This window comes from Micromonospora sp. B9E7, assembly GCF_039871815.1.
Taxonomy (GTDB): domain Bacteria; phylum Actinomycetota; class Actinomycetes; order Mycobacteriales; family Micromonosporaceae; genus Micromonospora.
The window spans coordinates 465346-488841 of sequence record NZ_JBDPLX010000003.1 but is presented as its reverse complement, the minus strand read 5'-3'; the positions used below and the strand labels follow the sequence as shown (position 1 = coordinate 488841).

Here is a 23496-nt window from a genome sequence, read left to right as displayed (position 1 = left end):
ACCCTGTTCCCGCCGAGTGAGGTTGGTCCGCCATGTCTTCCCACCGCGAGGCCCCGGAGATAGCCAAGGATCCGGTCGCCGACAGCTCCGACCTGTACGCGTTCGTCAGCCCGGACAAGCGCGACAGGGTCACGTTGATCGCCAACTACGTGCCGTTGCAGCTTCCCTCCGGGGGGCCGAACTTCTTCGAGTTCGGCGACGACGTGCGCTACGAGATCCATATCGACAACGACGGTGACGGCCGCCCGGATGTCACCTACCGGTTCGAGTTCACCACCGAGATCACCAATCCGAACAGCTTTCTTTACAACACCGGCCCGATCGATTCGCTTGACAGCAAGACCTGGAACCGGCGGCAGTTCTACAGCCTGACCCGGGTGGCCGACGGCCGGGAGCACCGGCTGGCACACAAACTGCCCTGCCCGCCGTGCAACGTCGGCCCGCTGTCCACCCCGAAGTACGCCGACCTGGTGCGGCAGGCCACCTACTCGCTCTCCACCGGGGAGCGGGTCTTCGCCGGGCAGCGCGCGGACGGTTTCTTCGTCGACCTCGGGGCGATCTTCGACCTGGGTACGCTGCGGCCGTTCCAGCAGCTGCACGTCGCCGGCAAGAAGATCTTCAAGGCCGAGGGGGAGCCGGTCAACGCCACCGACCGGATGAACGTGCACAGCATCGCCGTCCAGGTGCCGCTGGACCGGGTGCGTCGGCGCGCGAACCGGTACGGGGTCGGTGACCGGGCGTCGGTGATCGGGGTGTGGACGTCGGCGTCACGCCGGCAGGTGCGGGTGCTCGGCGACCGGGGTACGGCGGACACCGCCACCGGGCCGTTCACCCAGGTCTCCCGGTTGGGAAATCCGCTGTTCAACGAGGTCATCGTGCCGATGTCCAAGAAGGACCTGTGGAACTCGCTGCCGCCGTCGGAGGACAAGCGGTTCGCGCAGTTCGTCGAGCAGCCGGAGCTGGCCGCGTTGCTGCCGGCGCTGTATCCGGACGTCTTCCCGAACCTGGACAAGCTCACCAAGGCGAAGAAGGCCCGCGCCGACCTGGTGGCGATCCTGCTCACCGGCGTACCGGCCGGGCTGATCGACGGTTTCACCAACGCCACCGGCGACGTGCAGGCGGACATGCTGCGGTTGAACACGGCGATCCCGCCGACTCGCCGTCCGGACCGGTTCGGGGTGCTCGGGGGTGACCTGGCCGGGTTCCCGAACGGGCGCCGGGTCGGCGACGACGTGGTGAGCATCGCGTTGCGGGCGATCGCCGGGGTGACCGTCCCGCTGGTGGACAAGACGTTCCGCCCGGACGCGGCTGCCGCAGCGGTCACCCCGGGGTTGAGCGCCGCCGACGTGACCGCGCCGTTCCTTGGGAACTTCCCCTACCTGGGTACGCCGTACGACGGGTTCAACAACCCGCCGGCGGCGTCCTGATCGGCGCGGGGGAGCAGCGGATGCACGATCACGCGTACGGGCCGTCGGAGACCGGGAGTGTCATCCTCGATCTGGGCGGCGACACCGGTGCCCTGATCGTCTACACGAGCCGGGATCTGCACGGTCGGGAGATCGAGATCAGCCGTGCGGAGGATCGGCGGGTGCACTCGGCGGTGCGCGAGCGCCGGGTGCGGGACGGCTCGTTCCACAGTGCGGTCTACCCGGATCTGCCGGCCGGAATTTATACCGTCTGGTGGGACGAGACGACCTCCGCCGGGACGGTTTCTGTCCATGGTGGAAGGATAGCCGAGTTCGTGTGGCCCAGCAGCGGTTTTGGGGTCGCCGGCTGACCTCTCCGCATCGATTTTCGCGTCGCGCCCCGTCCACACTGTGGACGGGGCGTACGTGCTGTCCATCGATCGACGGGCGGTCTGTGGCGAGCCGCGTTAACCTGTCCCCCACCAAGATCAGCTTGATGGTGGAGGTGTCTGGTGCCGTCCGGGCGGCGACCCGTCAGGGGAGCGCCACGGCAGAAAAGTCGGGCAACTCGCCGGAGAGGGCGTTACTCGGCCGGGGTCTGAATCGATAGGGCAGGTTGCGAGGCTGGACGGCCTGGGTGGCTGTCCGGGGGTGTCGGGAGGGCGACTCCATTATCAAGTTTGGCTTGACGGCGCACGCATTACACGCGTGTAATTTGAATGGGGTTGTTCGCACGGAACGCAACAAAACGGGACCGGACGGACAAGCACGCCTTTCGCGTGGGGGGTTGCAGCGGCGATGACGCCGGTGCGCGACAAGGAGGCATTTGATGGACGGCCAGCTTGAGGTGGCCGACCTGCTCGGAAACGCGCCGGAGTGGCAGGAGCGAGCGCTGTGCTCGCAGACCGACCCCGAGGCGTTCTTTCCCGAGAAGGGCGGTTCGACCCGCGAGGCGAAGAGGATCTGTGGGCGTTGCGAGGTCAAGACCGAATGCCTTGAATACGCTCTCGGTCACGACGAGCGGTTCGGCATCTGGGGTGGGCTCTCCGAGCGGGAGCGGCGCAAGTTGAAGCGGCGGGCCGCCTGAGCGGTGCGAGGTCGGGGCGGTGGGGGCCGCCCGACATCACACCCGGACGGCAGCTCTACCGGAGCGGAGTCCGGCCCGCGGGGGGTCGCTCAGCGCGGCGCGCGGCCAGGCCGCTCAGCGCGGCGCACGGCCGGACTGCTCAGGCCAGCGTGGCGCGGCCGGACTGCTCAGGCCAACTCCTCGGGGTCGACCCCGAGGAGGTTCGCCACCTGCTCGATGATCACGTCATGGACGAGATCGGCAAGGTCCTCACGGTCCATCGCCCGGAACTCCAGGGGCCGCCGGTACAGCACGATCCTCGGCGGCACCTCCTGCCGACCCGGGCGGCCGGGCAGCAGCCGGGCCAGCGGGACCTCGCCGTCCTCCAGCACGTCGGAGTCGTAGACGTTGAGGTCCGGTGGGACATCCTCGACCGCGAACTCGACCCCGGCCAGCTCCTTGGCGAACCGACGTTCCAGCGTCTCCACCGTGTCCAGGACCAGGTCGTCGAAGACCTCGGCCTTGGTCCGCGCCAGCGGAACGGTGGCCGGCACCAGCCGCCCGCGCAGGCCGCGCCCGTGCCGGTCGCGGTGCGCACGCCGGCCGGAGCCGGGGCGGCGGTGTTCCGGGCTCGTCATGAGGCAAAGGGTAGCGCCCGCGCCCGGCTGGCCAGCGGTAGCTCCGCTCCCGTGGCGCGGCGCGCCCAGAACGGTCAACTGTGATCACCGTGACGGGCGTGTCGCAACGCGAAGCGATGCGCCGGACCCGGTAATGGAGATACCCTGCCGCCGTGAGGTCACCACGGCGCTGCTCCCGTAACGGCTGCCCCCGGCAAGCGGTCGCCACATTGACCTATGTCTACAACGAGTCGACAGCGGTGGTGGGGCCGCTGGCGGCGTTCGCCGAGCCGCACACGTACGACCTGTGTGAGCCGCACGCCCGTAGCCTGACCGCACCGCGGGGCTGGGACGTGGTCCGGCACGAGGGTGAGTTCGAGCCGCCGCCGCCGACCACCGACGACCTGGTCGCGCTCGCCGAGGCGGTCCGCGAAGCCGCCCGCCCGGCCCCCCGCCCTCCGGAGGAGCCGCACGACCGGTCGCACTCCGACCAGTCCCACTCCACCGGCCGCCGAGGCCACCTCCGCGTAATCCCCCCCAACCACTAACCCCCCCCGCCCCCCGGCCCCCCACCGGCCGGTCCGCCGGTCCCTCCTCGTGTTGATCAAGAGGTTTGCGTCAAGAACGCGCCGATCGATGACCGAAACCTCTTGATCAACAGGTGTGGCTGCGGTGTGGGCCGTGGGGTGCTGGGTTGATCCACACCCGATCGCCGATGTGGTGGTGTTGGGCGGGGCCGACAGCGCGATTTCGGCGACGTGGAGTGGATCAGTCGCGGGGGTGGCGCTGGCCTGCCCGGGGGGCGTAGGTGGGGCACCTTGGGGGCGTTGCGGGGGCGTTCGGGACGCGCGCCAACACGTCCGACCGCCACACGCCGGTAGGCCGCAGACATCGCCACGCACCGTGGTTAACATGCGCCGCAGCGTGCATCGAGTGAAGTCGCGGTGTGCCTGGCGGGCGGGAGGCTCCGGTGGCGAACGAGGCGTTGCGGGTGGCGATGGCCGAGGCGGGCGAGACTGTCGAATCGCTGGCGGAGAAGGTTCGCGTCGACCCCAAGACGGCCGCGCGGTGGCTTGCCGCAGGGCGGATCCCGCACTCGCGTACCCGGGTCGCGGTGGCCCAGGTCCTGCGCCGAGACGCGGCCGACCTCTGGCCGGAGCCGTTCCGCCGCCGGGACCTGCCGTGGTTCCGACCGTGGGCCGAGCTTGAGCAGGACGCCATCGGCATTCGGTGGTACGAGCCGCTGCTCGTGCCGGGCCTGCTCCAGACCGAGGGGTACGCCCGCGCGGTGCTGGGCACCGGTGGCCTGGTCCCATCGTCCGAGGTGGATCTGATCGTCGCGAGCCGTCTCGAACGGCAGGCGGTCCTCGGCCGAGATGCACCGCCGCAGCTCGTGACGGTGATCGACGAGGTGGTGCTGCGTCGACTGGTCGGCGACCGCGCTGTGATGTCCGAGCAGTTGACCCACCTGGCGGCGGTCGCCGAGTGGGAGCACGTGCAGGTCCGGGTCATCCCCGCAGACAGCCCGTGGCACACCGGTCTGGCGGGCCCCTTCGTGCTGGGTCGCCTGCCCGACGGGACGGAATTGGCGTATCTCGACAACCAGCTCCGCGGTCAGGTCGTGACCGATCCCGCCGACGTCGCTAGCCTGGGACGCAGGTGGGAGAGCGTCACCGGCGAGGCATTGCCCCAACGCCGGTCGACCGAGCTGATCAGGGAAGTGGCGACGACATGGACATGACCGACGCCCGCTGGCACACCGCGACCCGCAGCAGCAACAACGGCGGTGCATGTGTCGAGGTGGCCGACAACCTGCCCGGCCGGGTGCTGGTGCGCGACAGCAAGGACCGCGACGGTGGCACCCTGGCCTTCGCGCCGGCCGCCTGGTCGTCCTTCGTCGACGGTGTCCGTCGGTCCGGCCGCTGACCCCCGGCCGCTGACCCCCGGCCGCCCTGCCCGGCCGCCCTGCCCGGCCGCCCTGCCCGGCCGCCCTGCCCGGCCGCCCTGCCCGGCCGCCCTGCCCGGCCGCCCTGCCCGGCCGCTGGTGGCTGGCCGGCCGCTGGTCCCTGGCCGCCCTGACCGGCCACTCGTTCCTGGCCGCCCGCTGATCCACTCGCGTTCTTGCAAAGCGCGGTATCCCGGCGCGCGGACACCCCGAATTTCACGAACGCGAGTGGATCAGGCTTCACCTGGTGCGCGGACACCCCGACTTCCCGGAAGGCGAGTGGATCGAGCCGCCCGGCACGCGAGCGGACCGAGCTGAGCGTGAGGATCGCCTGCACGGGCGGTGATGCGCCGGCCCCGATGCTCTTCTGGCGCTGCCGGTTTGTCATCGTGTCAGGCGTCCACGGCACCGACCCTGAGGAAGACTGATGCGCGCGCCCCTCCGGCCCCTCTCCCGGCGTGGACTACTCACCGGCACCCTCAGCTCGGTCGCCCTGCTCGCCACGGGCGGCAGTCTCGCCGGCTGCGGCACCAGGGGTGCCCACCAGACCGAGGCCGGCTGCGTCAGCGAGGACCTGTCCGGCACCGAGAGGAAGCTCGCCTTCTCCAACTGGCCGCAGTACCTGGACGTGGACGAGAAGGACGAGTCCAAGCGGCCCAGCCTGGACGAGTTCGTCGCGAAGACCGGCATCGAGGTGGCCTACACCGAGGACATCAACGACAACAACGAGTTCTTCGGCAAGGTACGCAACCAGCTCGCCGCCTGCCAGAGCATCGACCGGGACATCATCGTGCTGAGCGACTGGATGGCGGCCCGGATGAGCCGGCTCGGCTGGGTTCAGAAGCTCGACCCGGCGCGGATCCCGAACGTACGGGCCAACCTGCTTCCGTCGCTGCTCGACCGCTCCTTCGACACCGAGAACCGGATCTCCATCCCGTGGCAGTCCGGCCTCGCGGGCTTGGCGTACAACGGCAACGTCACGAAGGAGCTGCGGACGGTCGACGAACTGCTCACCCGCCCCGACCTCAAGGGCAGGGTGACGGCGCTCAGCGAGATGCGCGACACCATGGGCCTGCTGCTCGCGTCGAACGGGCACGACCCGGCGAACTTCACGCCCGCCCAGTTCGACGACGCGCTGAACAAGCTTAGGAAGGCCGTCGACTCCGGGCAGATCCGCAGGTTCACCGGCAACGACTACGCGCCGGAACTGGCCAAGGGTGACATCGCCGCGTGCATCGGCTGGTCCGGCGACGTCATCCAGCTCGCCAGCGCGGACGAGAAGATCAGGTTCGTCGCGCCCGACTCCGGCGTGCTGCTCTACAGCGACGACATGCTGGTGCCCAACAAGGCCACCCACAAGGCGAACGCCGAGCAGCTCATCAACTACTACTACGAGCCGGCGGTCGCCGCGAGGCTCGCCGCGTACGTCAACTACATCTGCCCGGTCCGGGGCGCCCAGGCCGAGATGGAGAAGATCGACCCCGAGTTGGCGGCGAATCCGCTGATCTTCCCCGACGAGGCGCTGCTGTCGAGGTCCACCGTGTTCATGACCCTGGACGAGAAGCAGGAGAGGGAGTACGAGGGCAAGTTCCAGCAGGTCATCGGCGCGTGACGAGGATGGCGCGCGAGACACCGGCCGGCGATCTGCGCCTGGCCGACCTGACCAAGCAGTTCGGTACCCGTACCGCGGTCGACGCCCTCAGCCTGACGATTCCCCAGGGCTCCTTCTTCGCGCTGCTCGGTGCATCCGGCTGCGGCAAGACCACCACCCTGCGGATGATCGCCGGACTGGAGCAGCCGACCAGCGGCCAGGTGCTGCTCGGCGACCGGGACATCGGCCGGCTGCGGCCGCACCAGCGACCTGTCAACACCGTCTTCCAGAGCTACGCGCTCTTCCCGCACCTCGACGTCTTCGAGAACGTGGCCTTCGGGCTGCGTCGGCGCGGCATCCGCCAGGTGGACGACGAGGTCAACCGGATGCTGTCGCTGGTGCAGCTCGACGGTTACGGCAGCCGCCGCCCCGCCGAGCTCTCCGGCGGCGAGCAGCAACGGGTCGCGCTGATCCGTGCGCTGGTCAACCGACCGCAGGTGCTGCTGTTGGACGAGCCGCTGGGGGCTCTCGACCTGAAGCTGCGCCGGCAGATGCAGATCGAGCTGAAGCGCATCCAGACCGAGGTCGGCATCACCTTCGTGCACGTCACCCACGACCAGGAGGAGGCCATGGCCATGGCGGACACGGTCGCGGTGATGAACGCCGGTCGGGTCGAGCAGCTCGGCGCGCCCGCCGACATCTACGAGTTCCCCGCCACCGCGTTCGTCGCGAACTTCCTCGGCCAGTCCAACCTGCTCGCCGGCGAGGCCACCGGCGTCAGCGGCGGGGACGTCGCGGTGACGGCGCACGGCGCGCGCTTCTCGGTGCCCGTCGGCCGCTCCCGGGCCGAACACGGGCCGGTCCACCTGGGGGTACGCCCGGAGAAACTGCAACTGGTCGGCTCCGCCGCCCAGGTGCCCGTGGGTCATCAGCACGTCGCCGGGGTGGTCACCGACGCCTCCTACGTGGGGGTCAGCACGCAGTACCTGCTGCGTACCGGCTGGGGCACCGAGCTGTCGGTGTTCGCGGCCAACAGTGGAACGTCGACCCGGGTGGCGGTCGGCGGGGCGGCCGTGGCCCATTGGGATCCACGGCACGCGTTCCTGCTGCCCGCGTCGTCGTGACCCGGCTGACGCGGCGGCGACTCCTGCCGTACCTGCTGTTGCTGCCCGGCGTCGCCTGGCTGCTGGTCTTCTTCGGTGTGCCGCTCGTGCAGCTCGCGGCGGCCAGCCTCTACGACCCCAGCGGCTCTCTCACCACCGGGTACGCGATGACCTGGGCGTTCGGCAACTACCCGGACGTGGTGCAGGCGTACTGGCCGCAGTTCCTCCGCTCGTTCGGATACGCCGGGTTGGCGCTGGTGCTGGCGTTGCTGCTGGGCTACCCGCTGGCGTACACGATCGCATTGAAGGCCGGCCGGTGGCGGAACCTGCTGCTGGTGTGCGTGGTCGCACCGATGTTCACCAGTTTCCTGGTGCGCACGCTGGCCTGGAAGACGATCCTGTCGGACAACGGGGCGCTCGTCGGCCTGCTGCGTGACGCGCACCTGCTCGCACCGGACGGGAGGCTGCTGGCGACCCCGTTCGCGGTGGTGCTCGGCCTGACGTACACCTTCCTTCCGTTCCTGGTGCTGCCGCTGTACGCGAGCCTGGAGCGGCTGGATCCCCGGCTGTTGGAGACGGCCGGCGACCTGTACGCGAGCCCGGTGCAGGCGTTCCGTCGGGTGACCCTGCCGCTGTCCATGCCCGGTCTTGCCGCCGGCACGCTGTTGTTCTTCATTCCGGCCAGCGGCGACTACATCAACGCGGAGCTGCTCGGCACCCCGAACGAGTACATGATCGGCAACGTCGTCGACTCGGCCTTCCTGGTCCGGCTGGACTATCCGCAGGGCGCCGCGCTGTCGGTCCTCCTGATGGCGGCGATCCTCGCGGTGGTCCTCGGATATCTCCGCAGAGCCGGCAGGGAGGAGGTGCGGTGAGGATCGCGCGTTGGCTGGCCGACCGTTGGGTGCTGATCGTGGCGCTGCTGGTCCTCGGTTACCTGGCGCTGCCGAACCTGGTGGTGGCGGCGCTCTCGTTCAACCGCCCGTCGAACCGGCTGTCGTACGACTTCAACGAGTTCACACTGGACAACTGGCGTCGGCCGTGTGCCACCTCGGACATGTGCGACGCGGTGGTCCGCAGTGTGCAGATCGGGTTCCTCGCCACGGTCGTCGCCACCGTGCTCGGCACCCTGATGGCGTTCGCGCTGGTCCGGCACCGCTTCCGGGGCCGGACCGGGGTCAACGTGCTGGTCTTCCTGGCGTTGGCTACCCCGGAGCTGGTGATGGGCACGTCGCTGTTGGCCCTCTTCGTGTCTGCCGGCGTGCCACAGGGCTTCTGGACCGTGGTGATCTCGCACGTCGTGTTCTGCGTGTCGTTCGTGGTGGTCACCGTGAAGGCGCGGCTGGCCGGGATGGACCGGCGGCTGGAGGAGGCCGCCATGGACCTCTACGCCAGCGAGTGGCAGACCTTCCGGCGGATCACCCTGCCCCTGGTGCTGCCCGGCATCGTGGCCGCCGCGCTGTTGGCCTTCTCGCTGAGCTTCGACGACTTCATCGTCACGAACTTCAACGCCGGCACCACCGTCACCTTCCCGATGTACGTGTGGGGCGCTGCCCAGCGGGGCATCCCACCGCAGGTAAACGTCATCGGCACCGCGATGTTCGCGATCGCGCTGCTGCTGGTCGGGCTCACTTCGCTGCGCGGTCGGCGGGCTCGTCGGTCCGCGTCGGGGGTCGGTTCGACGCGGGCAGCTCGCTGAACCAGCCTGCTGACGGCATCTCGACACATCACCCGTCGTCCGTCGGCGGGTGACCGCACGAGGGCGCACTGCGTGCCGCTTTGCGGCTCTTGTTGACAAATGCAGCCGCACGATCGGCCCTGACCAGCCGGCCTGGAGGGTTGCCGCAGGTGTCGTCTCGTCGTCCGAGGAAGCGCCCACGGATCATCGGCGCGAAGCGAACGGCGCAGGTGACGAGCACGACGGAGGATATTGCACACGGTGTTTGCGACGACACTCATCGCCGTGACGATGCAACCACCACAGAATCCGGGCCCGCCGTACCCGCCGTCGTTCGGGCAGGCGCCCCGCCCGAGCTGGTTCCGTCGGGCCAGTCCCGCCCGGCGGACCGCCGTGATCCTCGGCTCGGTGACCCTGTCGATCCTGCTGCTCTGCTGCACCGGCACCGCCATCATCGGCGCGTTGGCCGGCGAGCCGGAGCCGACCAAGACCGGCACGGCCGCCGAGCAGGCGCAGCAGCCCATCGTGGCGGCGCCCGCCGAGTCGAGCGATGAGGCTTCCGCCCCGGTCGCCACGCCAACTGCCACGCCCGACGCCACCGGGTCCTCGGTGCCGGCCTCGCCGACCCCGTCGGATGCCGCGTCACCGCCGGTCGTCAAGGTGACGACCGAGACGGAGCAGGCCACCGTCCGGTACGGCGAGAAGACCGTCAAGGACGCGTCCCTGGCCGAGGGCAAGCGCGTCGTCCGGACCAAGGGCGTCAACGGGGTACGAACCCTGACGTACGAGGTGACCACCACGAACGGGGTCCGGACGTCCAGGAAGCTGGTCAAGTCCACCGTGACGAAGCAGCCGGTGACCCAGGTCGTCGCCGTCGGCACCAAGAAGCCACAGTCGTCGAAGTGCGACCCGAACTACAGCGGCTGTGTCCCGATCGCCAGCGACGTCGACTGCCTTCCCGGCAGCGGCAACGGCCCCGCCTACGTCAGCGGGCCCATCCGGGTGATCGGCGACGACATCTACGACCTGGACCGCGACGGCGACGGCACCGCCTGCGACTGAACCCGCCGAACCCGCCGGACCCGCCGGACCCGGTCGATCATGGAGTTGTGGTGGGCGAAAGCTGCGGATTAGAGGCTTTTATGTGGCACCACAACTCCATGATCGACCGTAGGGGCTTTGGGCTAGCACGGGTGGGGAGACTTTGGGGGTTGTGCACAGGGCGAATGGTTATCCACAGAGCGCTGGGTTTGGGTGGGAGACCAGCGAGCTGGTGCCGCAGATTCTGCGGCATGACGGAGTCCTTGTATCGATATTCAGAGCTGCTCGCGGCTGGCCTCAGCCGGCAACAGGTTCGGACGCTGACTGAGCTGTCTCGCCTGCTCCGGGTATCCCGGGGTGTCTACGCGCAATCGGCTGAGTTGGCAGCACGCCTGCCGGCGATCCTCCGACGGCTGCCTGCCACTGCCGTCTTCGGCTTCCACACCGGCGCGCAACTGCATGGCTTCGGCGATGCCCGCAGCCCCAACGTGCACGTGGTTGTGCCGGCCGGGGAGAACGTCCCGCACATTCGGGGCGTGATCGCGCACGAGGCGGTGCTGCCGGTACGCGATCCTGTGCTGCTGGCTGGAGTGCCCTGCGCGCCTGCCGCCAGGTGTGCGGTGGATCTCGCCCGATCGATGCGTCGGATGGACGTGATGCCGCTGCTGGACCTTTGTCTCCGCGTAGGCGCTTGCCAGCCTGAGGAGTTGCGGGCCGAGGTCGCCCGGCACAAACGTCTACGGGGGGTTTGTCAGGCTCGCGATCTCGTGCCACGCGCCGATTCCCGTGCGGAATGCCGACAGGAAAGCCAGCTCCGACTGGTGCTGATCGACGGTGGCCTTCCACCGCCGGAGCCGCAGATCTGGGTCCGAGACAGCAACGGGATGCCGCTCTACCGCATCGATCTTGGCTATCGGCAACGTCGTGTCGGTGTCGAGTACGACGGCTCGTCCCATCTAGACCGCGCCCGTCTCCGGCACGATCGTTCTCGATCGAACTGGCTCGCCGCCAACGGCTGGCAGATGCGCCACTTCACGGACCAGGACCTCTACCACCGCCCCGCCGACATCATCAAAACCCTGCTCCCTCTCCTCCGCCCCTGACCGACCACCCACCCCACAAACCCCACCCACCCACAAACCCCACCCACTCCGCCCATCCGCCCCGCCTCACGCGTCGATCATGGACTTGTGGTGTCTACCAAGGGGGCAATCCGGGCGTATCGTCCACCAAAACTCCATGATCGACACGTGAGGCGGGGCGAGGGTGTTTTTCGTGACGCAGCTCACTCTTGGTCACCGACCGTCGGCGGCGTTGGGGACTTGTGGCGCGGGCGGCACGGGACCGGGACGAACCTGACGGCCTCCGGGTCGCGGGTGACTTGTCCCTGGGGCAATGCCGTGGACGATGGCTGTCGGCGGGTGCTTACAGAACCCTTAACCCGGGCCTGCCACGGTATGCCGGGTAAGCGGAACTCGGGGGAGCGACAACGTGCGGGTGCTGGTGGCGGACGACGAGCGGTTGTTGGCGGACACGGTGGCCGAGGGGCTACGTCGCCTGTCGATGGCCGTGGATGTCTGCTACGACGGTGACGGTGCGTTGGAGCGGATCGGCGTGAACCGCTACGACGTCGCCGTGCTGGACCGGGACATGCCCGGTCACACCGGCGACGAGGTGTGCCGCAGCATCACCGACGCCCAGGTCGGTACGCGGGTACTTCTGCTCACCGCCGCAGCGGGCATCCGGGACCGGGTGGAGGGCCTCGGCCTCGGCGCGGACGACTACCTGACCAAGCCGTTCGCCTTCGCCGAACTGGTCGCCCGGGTGCAGGCGCTCGGTCGACGGTCCACGCCGGCGCTGCCACCGGTGCTCGCCCAGGAGGGCCTGGTGCTGGACGTGGGTCGGCACCTGGCCACCCGGGACGGCCGCCCGCTCGCGCTCAGCCCGAAGGAGTTCGCGGTGCTGCACGTGCTGCTGCGCGCGGACGGCCAGGTCGTCAGCGCCGAGGAGTTGCTGGAGCAGGCCTGGGACGAGTTCGCGGACCCGTTCACCAACGCCGTACGGGTCACCGTGATGACCCTGCGCAAGAAGCTCGGCGATCCGGCGGTCATCCACACCGTTCCGAAGGCCGGCTACCGCATCGGCGGGACGGCGTGACCTGGACGCCGCGACGTCGGGTGCTGCTCGTGGGCCTGCTGGCCCTGCTGGCCGGGCCGGTGCTGCCGACGATGGGCAAGTGGCTGACAGGGGTGACCTGGACCTGGGGGCAGCAGTTCTGCGACCTGCCGATACCCGGGCTGAGCACGACATGCGCGGACGTACGCCCGGGGGCCTTCGTGCTGCCCCTGGCGGCCGTCCTGCTCGTGACCCTGGCCGCGCTGCTGGGGGTCTGGCTCGGCGCGGTGTGGTGCCTGCGTCCCGTCCGTGACCTGGTGGGGCCGATCCAGCACCTCGGCCCGCAGAACCTCGGTCACCGGATCCGGCCCCGGGGCCGCGACGAACTGGCCCAGCTGTCCCGGGCGATCGACGAGATGATGGAACGCATCTCCGCCGGGTACGACGGGCAGCGGCGGTTCGCCGCCAACGCCTCGCACGAGCTGCGTACGCCCCTCGCCGTGCAGCGCACGCTCATCGAGGTCGGCATGGCCCGAGCGCTCAGCGGCGAGCAGTTGGAGCTGCTGACCAGTCAACTGCTGGAGACCAACGAGCGCAACGAGCGGCTGATCGAGGGCCTGCTCGCGCTCAGCGAGAGCGACCAGGGTCTGCGTTCGCGGATACCGCAGCGGCTCGACACGATCGTCGAGACGGTGCTCGCCGGCTACCAGGACCGTGCCCGGGAGGCCGGAGTCACCATCGACACCCACCTCGCGCCCCGGGTCGTCGTCGGCGAGCGGGTGTTGCTGGAGCGGCTGGTCACCAACCTGGTGGAGAACGGGATCAAGTACAACCGGCGCGGCGGCTCGCTGACCGTAGTGGTGAGCGGCGCACCCGCGCTGTCCGTGGTCAACACCGGTCAGCCCGTGCCGGCGGAAGCGGTGGCCGGCCTCTTCGAGCCGTTCCGTCGGTTGGCCCGGGACCGCACCTCGCAGGGTGGGGGCGCCGGCCTCGGCCTGGCGATCGCCCGCTCGATCACACAGGCGCACGACGGCATCATCGCGGCCCGGCCCGCCGAGCACGGCGGCCTGAGAGTCGACGTCCGACTACCCGACACGCTCTGACGCTTCCACACACCGCCGGGGTCCGCGTAACCGCTGGACCTCACCTGCGGCGTGCCCGAAAGGAGAAACGATGTCACGCACCGTTGACCAGATCCGGGTCGATGTCGAGGAGGCCGCCCGCTGGCTCGCCGGCCGGGTGGTCCGTACCCCCGTGCTGCGGTCTCCGGTGATCGACGATCTGGCCGGGGCGCGCATCCTGCTGAAGGCCGAGAACCTCCAGGCGGGCGGCTCGTACAAGATGCGGGGCGCGCTGCGGGCGGTCGGCCGGCTCGCCGCGGCCGGCCACACCGGTGTGATCGCGCAGAGCACCGGCAACCACGCCATCGCGGTGGCGTTGGCGGCCCGGGAGCACGGGCTCGCGGCGACCGTGGTGCTGCCGGTCGACGCGGCACCGACGAAGGTCGACCGGGCCCGCGCGGCAGGGGCGCACGTGGTGCTCGCCGGGACCGACGTCGAGGAGCGGGCGGCGACGGCCAACGGGCTCAGCGACGAGAGCGGTCACCCGGTCGTCGACGCGTACGACCACCCGGACGTCATCGCCGGGCAGGGCACGGCCAGCCTGGAGCTGATCGAGGAGGCTGAGCGCGCGGGCACACCACTGGACGCGCTCGTCGTACCCGTCGGTGGTGGTGGTGGGGTGGCCGGCGCGTGCCTGGCCGCCGCCGGCACCGGCATCGAGGTGTACGGCGTGGAGCCGGTGGGCTGTGACTCGCTCGCCCGCAGCCTGGCGGCCGGTGAGCGCGTCCCAGTCGCGCCGGCGCCCACGATCGCGGACGGGCTGCGGCCGTCCTGCGTGGGTGAGCTGCCGTTCGCCGTGGTGCGCGACGCGCTGCGCGGGGTCGTCCGGGTCGACGACGACGAGATCAGCGCGGCGTTCCGGCTGATCCTGACGGAGCTCAAGGTGCTCGCCGAGCCGTCCGGGGCGGCCGGCCTCGCCGGTGCGCTTCGGCTCTCCGGCGACGCGGGCACGGGCTTCGGTCGGCGGCGGACGGTCGGCGTGGTGCTGACCGGCGGGAACGTCGAGGCGTCGCTGGTGGCCCGGATGCTCGTCCCGCGGCCCACCGCCGTGGCGGCGGAAGGGGTGGCGGCGTGAGCGCGCCGATCCGGATCGGGATCCTGTTCGGTGGACCGTCTGCGGAGCACGAGGTGTCCTGCGCGTCCGCGCTCGGGGTGGTCCGGGCGCTCGCCGGTGGCGGTTACCGCACGGTCGCCATCGGCGTCACCCGCAGCGGTGGGTTCCGGCTGATGCCCGACGCGATGCTGGCCGAGTTGCGCGACCGGCCGGCCGGCGAGCGGGCCATCGACGATCAACTGGTGGTGACCGGCCCGGCCGTCGAGCTGCGGAGTGGCCCGTGCCCGGGAGTCGTGCAGGTGGCCGCCGGCAACGCACCCGGCGCGGTACACGCCGAGCTGGACGTGGTCTTCCCGGTGCTGCACGGTCCGTTCGGTGAGGACGGTGTGGTGCAGGGGCTGCTGGAGTCGCTGAACGTGCCGTACGTCGGCTGCGGCATCCTCGCCTCCGCGGTGGGCATGAACAAGGTGGCGATGAAGCGGGCGTTGCGGGCCGAGGGCATTCCGGTCACCCCGTACGTCGCCCTCGACTCACACACCTACCGGACGGCCGGCGACCCGGAGGACCTGGTCGTCGGGCTGCGTCGGCCACTCTTCGTCAAACCGGCCAGCATGGGTTCCTCGATCGGCATCTCCCGGGTCGGCGAGGGCGACGACCTGGCCGCCGCCGTGGAGGAGGCACTTCGCCACGACCAACTCGTGATGGTCGAGCAGGGGGTCGCCGGTCGCGAGTTGGAGTGCGCGGTGCTCGGCGGCTCACGCCCCGAGGCGTCGGCGGTCGGCGAGGTGCAGGTCGCCGGGGGCTGGTTCGACTACCAGCAGAAGTACTTCGGCGACGCCGATCCGATGATCGTTCCCGCCGTGCTGCCGGACGAGGTGACCGAGCTGATCCGGGAGCTGTCCCTGCGCGCGTTCGCCGCGATCGGCGGCTGGGGCCTGGCCCGTGTCGACTTCTTCTACGACGAGAAGACCGGTGCGGTGTACGTCAACGAACTCAACACCATGCCCGGCTTCACCGCGCACTCCATGTACCCGAAGGTGTGGGCGGCTGTCGGTGTCGGTTACCGGGAGGTGGTGGACCGACTCGTGGAGCTGGCCCGCGTCCGGCACGCCGGACGGTCCCCGATGACGGGGAGCGTCCGATGATCCTGCTCTCCGATCCCCGGGTGGCGGCCGTACCCAGCTCCGACGACGGCGACCCGCTGGTGGACCTGCGGGCGCTACCGGAGCTGCGCCTCGACGGCCGCGCGGCCGACCCCGCCGGGGCGTACGCCCGGTTGCGCGCCGGGGTCGTGGACCGCCTGCTGGCCGCGCAGCGTGCCCTGCCCTCCGGGCTGCGCCTGCTGGTGGTCGAGGGTTACCGGCCGTATCAGGCACAGTTGGCGATCTTCACCGGTTACCGCGACGAGCTGCGTCGCCGGCACGCGGACTGGTCTCCCGAGCGGCTGCACCGCGAGACCACCAAGTTCGTCTCACCTGTCGAGGTGGCCCCGCACAGCACGGGCGGGGCCGTCGACCTGACCCTGTGCACCGACGACGGCGTGGAGCTGGACCTGGGCACGGCCATCGACGCGACCCCGGAGGACAGCGCCGACGCCTGCTTCACCGACGCGCCCACCATCAGCGCGACCGCCCGCCGGCACCGGCAGATCATGGTGGACGCCCTCGGCGGCGCCGGGATGGTGAACTACCCGACCGAGTGGTGGCACTGGTCGTACGGGGACCGTTACTGGGCGCTGATCACCGGGGCGCCACGCACCCGGTACGGGCCGGTGGGCCTGACCGTCGCTCGATCGATTCCCGTGCCGGCTGAACGGTAGGGCGCTCCCGTCCGTACCAGGCGGTGACGAAACACCGAGGACGGGAGTGACGGCGATGAGGGTGCAGCGCAAGCACGTGCTGGCGGCGAGCGTGGCGGTGCTCGCCGCGGCGGGTGTGGCGGTGGGGACCAACCTGGGGTTCGCCGGCACCGCCCCGACACGGTCGTCCGTCTGCTCCGGCTCGGTCACCTTCTCCGCGGAGGGCGGTGCGCCGGCGGCGACCAGCGACCGCTTCCCGGTGGGCACCCGGTTGCGGGTGACCAACCTGGACAACAACCGGGCGGCCACGGTGACGGTGACCGGCCCGTCGGGTAGTTGCGTGCTGCTCAACGCCGCCGCCATGGAGTTGGTCCGGGAGCCCGGCAAGAACGTGATCCGCCGCAACGTGGTGGAACGCGTCGACGGTGCGGCACCGCCCGCTGCCGCGCCGGCTCCCGGCACGGTCCGCCCCGGTGTCGCGTCGCCCGGAGCGCCCGGCGCGGCGCCCCGTTCGGCGTGCTCGGGTGCGATCACCTTCTTCGAGGAGGCCGCCGGACCGGGGGCCACCAGCGGGCAGTTCCCGGTGGGCACCCGGCTGCGGGTGACCAACCTGGACAACAACCGGGCGACCACGGTGACGGTGACCGGGCCGTCGGGTAGTTGCGTGCTGCTCAACTCGGCCGCGATGGAGCAGATCCGCGAGCCGGGCAAGAACCTGGTCCGCCGCAACACGGTCGAAGTTCTCCGCTGATCTCCGAGGGCGGGGCCCGCGCACCGGGCCTCGCCCTAGTCGGCCTGCCAGGTGCCGTCGTCGCGAACCCGGGCCGGGGCGCGGCCGAGCAGCAGCGTGGTCAGTGCGGCGTCGATGGTGTCACCGAGGAACCACTCGCCGGCCTGATCGAGCGCGAAGACCCGACCCCGCTCGTCGACCGCCAGGATGCTGTCCTGCTGCTCGGTGCCGATCGGGAAGAGGCGTACGCCGAGCACCGCGCCGAAGTCTGCGAGTGTGTCGGCGGTGTGCGCGATGGTGTGCGGACGGATGTCGAAACGGGAGATCCACACCTGTTCGCCCCGGCCGCGCCGGGCGCCGACCAGGCTGGGAAACGCGGTCAACGCCTCCACGGCGGCGGGGAAGACCGTGTGCTGATGGGTCGCCCCCGACACCGCTGTCACGTCCCGCACGGCTGCGGCGGCCATGATCTGGTCACCGATGTGCGGTCGCCAGCCGACGGCGACCAGCGCGTTGGCGACCTCCGCCGGGAAGCGCCCAGGGTCGGGGTCCGTTGCCGCCGGCGCGCGCCAGGTCTCGGTGTACGCCCGAGCTGACTGCGGCAGGACGTTGGCGCGCACCAGGAAGCTGATGCACGAGTCGCAGGGCAGCTCGGCGGGGCCACCAGCCGGATCGCCCGCCTCCCGGACCCGGAATATCTCGAACCGGGCGCCCTCCAACAGCGCCGCCGCCTCGGCCCGACCCATCGGCGCGATGCCCTCGGCGGCCCGGCGGTGGTCGTACTCGTGCAGCACGTCGGAGACCACGATCAGCTCGGCGTGCGCCTCCCCGCCCCGGACCAGATCGCCCGGGGGTAACTGGTCCAGATAGTGGCGAACCAACGGGTGATGATTCAGCGGGACGTCTGCCTTCGCGCCCTCCGCGGTCCAGATCCGTCCGTCGATGGTCAGATGTGCGGAGGTGTTCGGGGTGGCCACCCGGTGGATCTCCCGGACCAGCAGACTCGACGGGTCGACGGTGCGGGGAGCGGTCGGCCCAGCCGGCTGGCTGCGTCGGTACAACTCCGCCACCACGTTGCTCGGCACCCGCGGCCAGGTGGTGACCTTGCCGGTCTGCTTGTCGATGACGGTCGTCGGCAGGTCCCCGGGGACCGTGCGCACCTCGGTCGACACGACGGACGTGATGACGTACCCGAGGTCGAACTCGTCGACCATCGCTGTGCACTCGTGACCCAGGCGCTGCGAGTCGCGGCGGGCCCACGTGGCGGCAAGCTGTTCGGCCTGCTGGCGGTCGATCACGCACTGAAACTACCGGACTACACGGATCGATGGCAGCCGGTATGGTGCTGCTCTACCGACGGTGACGGGAGGAGCGGCGGTGAGCGAACACGTGGACCGGCAGGCCAACCGCGAGCTACGAGCCCGATTCGATGACGTCTACGGGCAATACCAGCAGCTCAGGTCCGGTTTGGACAACCTGCAGACACGGCTCGCCGAGCTGCGGGTGACCCGACGGTCGGCCGACGGTCAGGTCACCGCGACAGTGGGCGCCCGCGGCGAGTTGGTCCAGGTAGAACTGGCGTCGACCGTCTACCGCGAGCGCGACGCCGGGGCACTCGGCCGAAAAATCACCGAAACGGTGCAGGCCGCCGCGACCGCCGCTGCCGACGCCACCCGAGACCTCGTCGCCGAGAGCATGCCGGCCGGCTCCGGCTCGGTGGAGTTCCTGCGTACCGGCGACTACGCGGCCCTGCTCGGTCGAGCCGACGCGGTGCTCGGCAGGCGTGAGGGGCAGACATGACCGACGGGCAGCTCTGGCTCGATCCGTCCCGGGCGCGTCGGGGTGGTGCCGACCTGGCGCTCGCCGGCGAGGCGGTGACGGCCCGTCGAGCGGCCGAGGGTGGTGCGATCGAGGCCGCCAGCGGTGTCAGACCGTGGGGCCGCGACGACATCGGCGCCGTGTTCGAGCGCAACTACCGCGAGATCGAGCAGACCGTGCTGCGGGCCTGGGCGGGCGTCGGGCACCGGCTCACCGAGTTGGGTGGCGACGTGGTTCGCGCGGTCGACGCGAGCGTGCAGACCGACGGGGCCAACGCCGCCCGGTTCGGTCGGGCCACCGACAGGCACTGACGGGCGGGGATCGGAATGACCGTGCTGCCCAGCCCGATTCCGCATCCACTGGACCTCGCACCCTGGGACGTTCCAGGGTGGATCTACGAGGCCCTCGACTGGGTGGTCGGCGTGCAGTGGCCGGAGGGCAACGAGCGGGCCGTCTGGGACGTCGCCGACAAGTGGTACGACGTCGCGGCCGTGCTCGCCGGTCCGCGGGCCGACGCCGCCGCAGCCGCCGTCGAGGTGCACAACGGGTACGGCGGGGTCGGGGCGGTCGACGCGGCGTTCGAGGCCGCCTGGCGGGGGATCGCCGAGGGCGCCGACGCACCGCTGCCCGTGCTGCTCGCGGTCACCGCCGACCTCGGCCGGCTGGTCGAGGAGTGCGGGTGCGACATCGAGGGCGCCAAGCTGGAAGTCTGGATCGAGCTGGGCATCCTGGTCATCGAGCTGCTCTCGGTGGCGGTCGTGGCGGTGCTGACCGCCGGGGCCGCCACCCCGGCCGCAGGCGCGGCGATCACCGCGACGCGGCTGCTGATCCAACAGATCTTCAAGCGGTTGATGGGCCAACTGGCCAGCAAGTCCCTCAAACACGGGCTCCGGGAGGCCGGCGAGCGCGCTGCCAAGGAGGTCGCCGGAGGTGGGGTGCGCGGGCTCGCCAAGCGGGCCGCCCGCGGAGGGCTGGAGGAGGCCGCGGAGGAGAGCGGCGTCACGCTGGCCACCCAGGCGTACCAGAACTCCACCGGGCGGGCGCACGGCCTGGACCTGACCGACCTCGGTGCGTCGGCGGTCGGCGGGCTCGCCGGTGGGGCGGTCGCACCGCTCGCCGGCCTCGGTCGGCACGCGACGGGGCGAGCGGCCCGAGTCGGGGAGCACCTGGGGCGGGAGATGACCGGCGAGGTGCTCGCCGACAGCGCTGCCAGCCTGGCCACCGGCCAGGGCCTGACCTCGATGGAGGACGTCGCACGCGCCGCCGCGTCCGGGGCCACCGGCTCGGTGACCGGCCAGACCGACCACGCCCTGCGCGCCCGGCTCGACGCACAGACCAACGCCCTCGCCGGAGCCTCACTGGTCGGCCCCGCACTGCCGTCCATGGCGGCGCTCGGTCCCTCCCAGTTTCCCGAGGCGGCCTCCGCTGCCGGCGCGTTCTCCGGGGCGGGTGCTTCTCCGGTCGTACCGGTGCAGGCCCTCCCACGCGCAGACCTGGCGTCCTCCACCGCTGCCGATGTGCACGTGTCGGCACCTCTGTCGGAGGGTGCGCGCACCGACGCGGACGGTCCGCTGCGTGCGACCGAGCCGAACGCACCTCTCCCGGCGGACGTGGGCGCAGCACAGCCGGTCACCGCCGATCAGACCCTGCGAGCGGTGGCCGACCCGGTGCTACCGCCGGTGGCGGCCGATCCGGCGCTGTCGTCGGTGGATGCCGGCCGGGCCTCGCCGCCGGTTGCGGCTGATCCGGCGTTGCCGCCGGTGGCGGCCGATCCGATGCTGTCGTCGGTGGATGCCGGCCGGGCGTTGCCGCCGGTGGCGGCCGATCCGATGCTGTCGTGGGTGGATGCCGGCCGGGCGTTGCCGCCGGTGGCGGCTGATCCGACGCTCTCGGCGGTGGCCGCTGATCAGCGGTTCCCGTCGATGGCCGCACCCGTGGCCGGGACCGTCGAGCCGGCCAGCGGGCCGGTCACCGGTGTCGCGCCGGGCCAGTCCGGGAGCCCCTCACACACCGCTGGCCCGGTCGCCTGGTCTCCGTCGGCTGGTGTGTCCGCACCGACAACCGCCTCCGGCCCGACACCGTCGGGCACCACCGCAGCTCCGCCGTTCGGTGCGACCCCGACGGTGGTGGGCCGGTCCGCCGTGCCGTCCCGCGCGCCGACCCGGGACGTGCGCGCACCGGTACCAACGCCCGAACATCCGGCCCGGGGCAGGGCGTCGATCCCCGTCGACCTGGTCTTCGGCCACCCGGTGGTGCCGGCAGACGAGACCGACGACTCCTACGCGGCGCAGTGGGCTGCCGAGGTCGAAGCCGCCGAGCGGCGGCGCTACCAGGGCCACTACGAATCGCAGCGGACCGGCTTCGAGAACAACCGTCGCCGGGCAGAAGCCACCCGACTGCGCGCCCGGGCCGCGGAGCACGATCGCAGGGCCATCGAGTACGCCACCTACGCCCGACAGTTGCACCAGGCAGGTCACCGGCAGTGGGCCGACGGCTGGCAGCGCGCCGCGAACGACGAGGCACGCGCGTACGCCCAGTGGCGGGACCTGGCAGACGCGGTGCTGGTTGGCACCGCGGCACCGCAGGTCGTGGACATCAGTGCCGCCACCTTCGAGCATGCCAACCGGGACGTGGGCGCGCTCGCGCTCGGCGCGGTGGAGACTGCCGGCCCGTCCCGGCTCACCGGCGACGACTGGCCCCCACCGATCGACGACTCCCGACCGTACGGAAAGCCGGGAGGGCTTCGTCCGCCGCTCGCCCTGCACCAGGTCGACGTCGAACGGCAGATGCCCCGCCAGTCGGACGGCATCATCACCCGCACCGCCGACCCCCGGCGGGGCGGCTGGTTCCGGCTCCTGAACGACGGAGGTCCCGCCGCCGACGCCACCCGGGGCATCAACTGCCTGGACTGCACGCTGTCGCTGTTCGAGACATGGGTGCACGGGCGCCCACGGGTGTCGGCGCCGCGTACCTTCGACGGCTACCTCGACGGTGACATCCGTCGACCGATCCGCGGCGAGGCAGGCGGCCCAGGCCGGGTGGAGGACGTCACCGGCGGTCGCTTCCAGCAACTCCTCGCCCCGTCCGGCCAGCGGACGTACGCCGAGCAGGCGCGGCAGGCCGCCGACCGCGGGTACCGCAACCTGCGTGACCAACTGCTCCTAGGGGGCCACGGCAGCTACGCGTTCCTGGTCACCGAGTGGGCGCACGGCGGTTCGCACGCCTGGGTGGCGCTCAACCAGAACGGCACCGTGCTCTACGTCGACCCGCAGACCGGTGTGGTCCGGGACCGGCCGCTGTACCCCGACGTGGTCGGCATCGACGCGCTGGTACTGGGCGGGGACGGCCGACCCATGCCGCTCGGCGGGCTGCCCCGGGGCCGGTTCAGCGAGCGGCCCGACCTGCCGGACCACCCCTCGCCGTACGACAACGGCGGCCACGGTGACCCGTACGTCAACCGGATGCACCTGCTCCTGGACGGCCCAGGCTCAGCGTTGACGTCACCAAATGACGACGCGGCCGAAGCAAGCGACCCTCATCCTTCAGGTGTTGAGTCGGCGCAGCTCACGGCGGCGGAGTTGGCAGGCTTGGCAAGCCTTCGTGATCGAGCAATCGCGATCGCCGATCAAACCGAGGAGACTCTGGCTCACGTTGGGCGGAACGTATCAGAGGCGATGGGCCTCCCAGAGCCGATCCAGTTGCGCGACCAGGAATTTCGTGTCAAAGGGCTGGACTCTTTGGCGCGGAAATTCCTCGACGAGGCGCGGGGTCTGGCCATCAGCGTTGAGGAATTCGCGGGGACCGTGAACGACGTCCTGCGGTTCTTGCTCGAGATGCCACCCGCCGACAACTATCGGGTTGGTGTTGAACTGGTCCTCGCGGGCCTCGAGGAGGCCGGCTTCTCCGTCCCCCGGTCGGACCTCAAAAACTTCTGGCGGGCAGGCAATAGATTCTATGGATTCAACTGCACCCTGCGATCTCCCGACGGATTCCTCATCGAGTTGCAACTGCACACGCATGACTCGCGCGAGGCGTGGATGCAGACTCATGCCGACTATGAGATTCTGCGTCGGGTCGGGAGCAGGCCGGAGGAGCATGTGCACGCGTTCATGCGGATGCTTGCTACGAACCGGGAGCGCCGGATGTCGGAGTGTGTGCCGCCCGGGTTGGAGGATCACTTTCCGACCAAGGATGCGAGCTTCGCCAAGTGGCTAAGCCGAAACGGAGATGCGTGGCAGAAGTATCAATCGTGGCTGGACCGTCAAGGGCTCAGCTTTCCGCAAGTAGCTCGAGAGTTCGGGCTGGACTCCAATGATTTTCCAGTAGCGAAAGATGTTGCCGTCAAGTTGGAGAAAGAAATTGTTGACGTACTACGTAATCTATCGGAATGACGAGAAGGAGGGAGGGCCGGCC

The 23496-nt window shown here is 70.6% G+C and carries 23 protein-coding genes; 21 read left to right on the top strand and 2 right to left on the bottom strand.

Translation table 11 applies throughout. From position 1 onward, the window contains the following. Positions 1 to 32 precede the first annotated feature (32 nt). The 3 genes from ABGB10_RS07520 to ABGB10_RS07510 all read left to right on the top strand — a co-directional run bounded on the left by ABGB10_RS07520 (position 33) and on the right by ABGB10_RS07510 (position 2493). Positions 33 to 1427 carry a DUF4331 domain-containing protein gene (locus ABGB10_RS07520; protein ID WP_347660112.1) on the top strand — a complete coding sequence of 465 codons (1395 nt, stop codon included), beginning with the start codon at positions 33 to 35 and terminating at the stop codon, positions 1425 to 1427. A 20-nt stretch (positions 1428 to 1447) separates the two neighbouring features. Further along, positions 1448 to 1777 carry a phospholipase gene (locus tag ABGB10_RS07515; protein ID WP_347660111.1) on the top strand — a complete coding sequence of 110 codons (330 nt, stop codon included), beginning with the start codon at positions 1448 to 1450 and terminating at the stop codon, positions 1775 to 1777. Positions 1778 to 2235: 458 nt separating this feature from the next. After that, complete coding sequence (locus ABGB10_RS07510; protein ID WP_088986255.1) at positions 2236 to 2493, top strand: WhiB family transcriptional regulator; 258 nt, start codon at positions 2236 to 2238, stop codon at positions 2491 to 2493. Positions 2494 to 2660: 167 nt separating this feature from the next. On the opposite strand, the gene ABGB10_RS07505 is transcribed toward ABGB10_RS07510, so the two are convergent. Next, positions 2661 to 3110 carry a metallopeptidase family protein gene (locus ABGB10_RS07505; protein ID WP_145786394.1) on the bottom strand — a complete coding sequence of 150 codons (450 nt, stop codon included), beginning with the start codon at positions 3108 to 3110 and terminating at the stop codon, positions 2661 to 2663. Positions 3111 to 3262: 152 nt separating this feature from the next. Between ABGB10_RS07505 and ABGB10_RS07500 the strand changes: the two genes are divergently transcribed. From ABGB10_RS07500 to ABGB10_RS07430, 15 genes are all read left to right on the top strand, one after another. Continuing rightward, on the top strand, positions 3263 to 3637 hold the full coding sequence (locus tag ABGB10_RS07500) for a DUF3499 domain-containing protein (RefSeq protein ID WP_088986253.1): 375 nt from the start codon (positions 3263 to 3265) through the stop codon (positions 3635 to 3637). A 449-nt stretch (positions 3638 to 4086) separates the two neighbouring features. Beyond that, positions 4087 to 4830, top strand: coding sequence for a Scr1 family TA system antitoxin-like transcriptional regulator (locus tag ABGB10_RS07495; protein WP_347660157.1), 744 nt, complete (start codon positions 4087 to 4089; stop codon positions 4828 to 4830). Beyond that, complete coding sequence (locus tag ABGB10_RS07490) at positions 4821 to 5015, top strand: DUF397 domain-containing protein (protein WP_347660110.1); 195 nt, start codon at positions 4821 to 4823, stop codon at positions 5013 to 5015. The genes ABGB10_RS07495 and ABGB10_RS07490 overlap by 10 nt, the downstream gene beginning before the upstream one ends. Positions 5016 to 5461: 446 nt before the next feature. Further along, a complete protein-coding gene (locus ABGB10_RS07485) occupies positions 5462 to 6646 on the top strand; it encodes a spermidine/putrescine ABC transporter substrate-binding protein (protein ID WP_347660109.1) in 1185 nt (394 codons plus the stop codon). Positions 6647 to 6651: 5 nt separating this feature from the next. Next, on the top strand, positions 6652 to 7749 hold the full coding sequence (locus ABGB10_RS07480) for an ABC transporter ATP-binding protein (RefSeq protein ID WP_347660156.1): 1098 nt from the start codon (positions 6652 to 6654) through the stop codon (positions 7747 to 7749). Beyond that, a complete protein-coding gene (locus tag ABGB10_RS07475) occupies positions 7746 to 8603 on the top strand; it encodes an ABC transporter permease (protein ID WP_347660108.1) in 858 nt (285 codons plus the stop codon). The genes ABGB10_RS07480 and ABGB10_RS07475 overlap by 4 nt, the downstream gene beginning before the upstream one ends. Continuing rightward, positions 8600 to 9427 carry an ABC transporter permease gene (locus ABGB10_RS07470; protein WP_347660107.1) on the top strand — a complete coding sequence of 276 codons (828 nt, stop codon included), beginning with the start codon at positions 8600 to 8602 and terminating at the stop codon, positions 9425 to 9427. Before ABGB10_RS07475 ends, ABGB10_RS07470 begins: the two co-directional genes overlap by 4 nt. A 270-nt stretch (positions 9428 to 9697) precedes the next feature. Next, positions 9698 to 10468, top strand: a complete 771-nt coding sequence (locus ABGB10_RS07465) for a G5 domain-containing protein (RefSeq protein WP_347660155.1) — start codon at positions 9698 to 9700, stop codon at positions 10466 to 10468. A gap of 230 nt (positions 10469 to 10698) precedes the next feature. Further along, positions 10699 to 11550: a DUF559 domain-containing protein gene (locus tag ABGB10_RS07460; RefSeq protein ID WP_347660106.1), complete on the top strand. Its 852-nt coding sequence runs from the start codon at positions 10699 to 10701 to the stop codon at positions 11548 to 11550. A 388-nt stretch (positions 11551 to 11938) separates the two neighbouring features. After that, entirely contained in the window at positions 11939 to 12604 is a 666-nt protein-coding gene (locus ABGB10_RS07455) for a response regulator transcription factor (RefSeq protein WP_347660105.1), read from the top strand. Further along, positions 12601 to 13665 (top strand): HAMP domain-containing sensor histidine kinase, encoded by a 1065-nt coding sequence (locus ABGB10_RS07450; RefSeq protein WP_347660104.1) that lies wholly within the window; start codon positions 12601 to 12603, stop codon positions 13663 to 13665. Before ABGB10_RS07455 ends, ABGB10_RS07450 begins: the two co-directional genes overlap by 4 nt. A gap of 70 nt (positions 13666 to 13735) precedes the next feature. After that, on the top strand, positions 13736 to 14758 hold the full coding sequence (locus ABGB10_RS07445) for a pyridoxal-phosphate dependent enzyme (protein ID WP_347660103.1): 1023 nt from the start codon (positions 13736 to 13738) through the stop codon (positions 14756 to 14758). Next, positions 14755 to 15882, top strand: a complete 1128-nt coding sequence (locus ABGB10_RS07440) for a D-alanine--D-alanine ligase family protein (RefSeq protein ID WP_347660102.1) — start codon at positions 14755 to 14757, stop codon at positions 15880 to 15882. Before ABGB10_RS07445 ends, ABGB10_RS07440 begins: the two co-directional genes overlap by 4 nt. Next, a complete protein-coding gene (locus ABGB10_RS07435) occupies positions 15879 to 16556 on the top strand; it encodes a M15 family metallopeptidase (protein ID WP_347660101.1) in 678 nt (225 codons plus the stop codon). Before ABGB10_RS07440 ends, ABGB10_RS07435 begins: the two co-directional genes overlap by 4 nt. A gap of 55 nt (positions 16557 to 16611) precedes the next feature. Next, positions 16612 to 17286 (top strand): hypothetical protein, encoded by a 675-nt coding sequence (locus ABGB10_RS07430; protein ID WP_347660100.1) that lies wholly within the window; start codon positions 16612 to 16614, stop codon positions 17284 to 17286. A 35-nt stretch (positions 17287 to 17321) separates the two neighbouring features. Here ABGB10_RS07430 and ABGB10_RS07425 read toward each other — a convergent pair whose 3' ends face one another. Then, positions 17322 to 18563 (bottom strand): SUKH-3 domain-containing protein, encoded by a 1242-nt coding sequence (locus tag ABGB10_RS07425; protein WP_347660099.1) that lies wholly within the window; start codon positions 18561 to 18563, stop codon positions 17322 to 17324. Positions 18564 to 18642: 79 nt separating this feature from the next. Here ABGB10_RS07425 and ABGB10_RS07420 point away from each other — a divergent pair, with 79 nt between their 5' ends. From ABGB10_RS07420 to ABGB10_RS07410, 3 genes are read left to right on the top strand one after another with little or no spacing between them, the layout of a single operon-like run. Next, positions 18643 to 19065: a YbaB/EbfC family nucleoid-associated protein gene (locus ABGB10_RS07420; RefSeq protein ID WP_347660098.1), complete on the top strand. Its 423-nt coding sequence runs from the start codon at positions 18643 to 18645 to the stop codon at positions 19063 to 19065. Then, positions 19062 to 19394 carry a hypothetical protein gene (locus ABGB10_RS07415; protein WP_347660097.1) on the top strand — a complete coding sequence of 111 codons (333 nt, stop codon included), beginning with the start codon at positions 19062 to 19064 and terminating at the stop codon, positions 19392 to 19394. Before ABGB10_RS07420 ends, ABGB10_RS07415 begins: the two co-directional genes overlap by 4 nt. 15 nt (positions 19395 to 19409) lie before the next feature. Next, the gene (locus ABGB10_RS07410; RefSeq protein ID WP_347660096.1) at positions 19410 to 23474 is read left to right on the top strand and encodes a toxin glutamine deamidase domain-containing protein; all 4065 of its coding nucleotides are present in this window, start codon (positions 19410 to 19412) and stop codon (positions 23472 to 23474) included. The last annotated feature ends 22 nt before the right edge of the window (positions 23475 to 23496 follow it).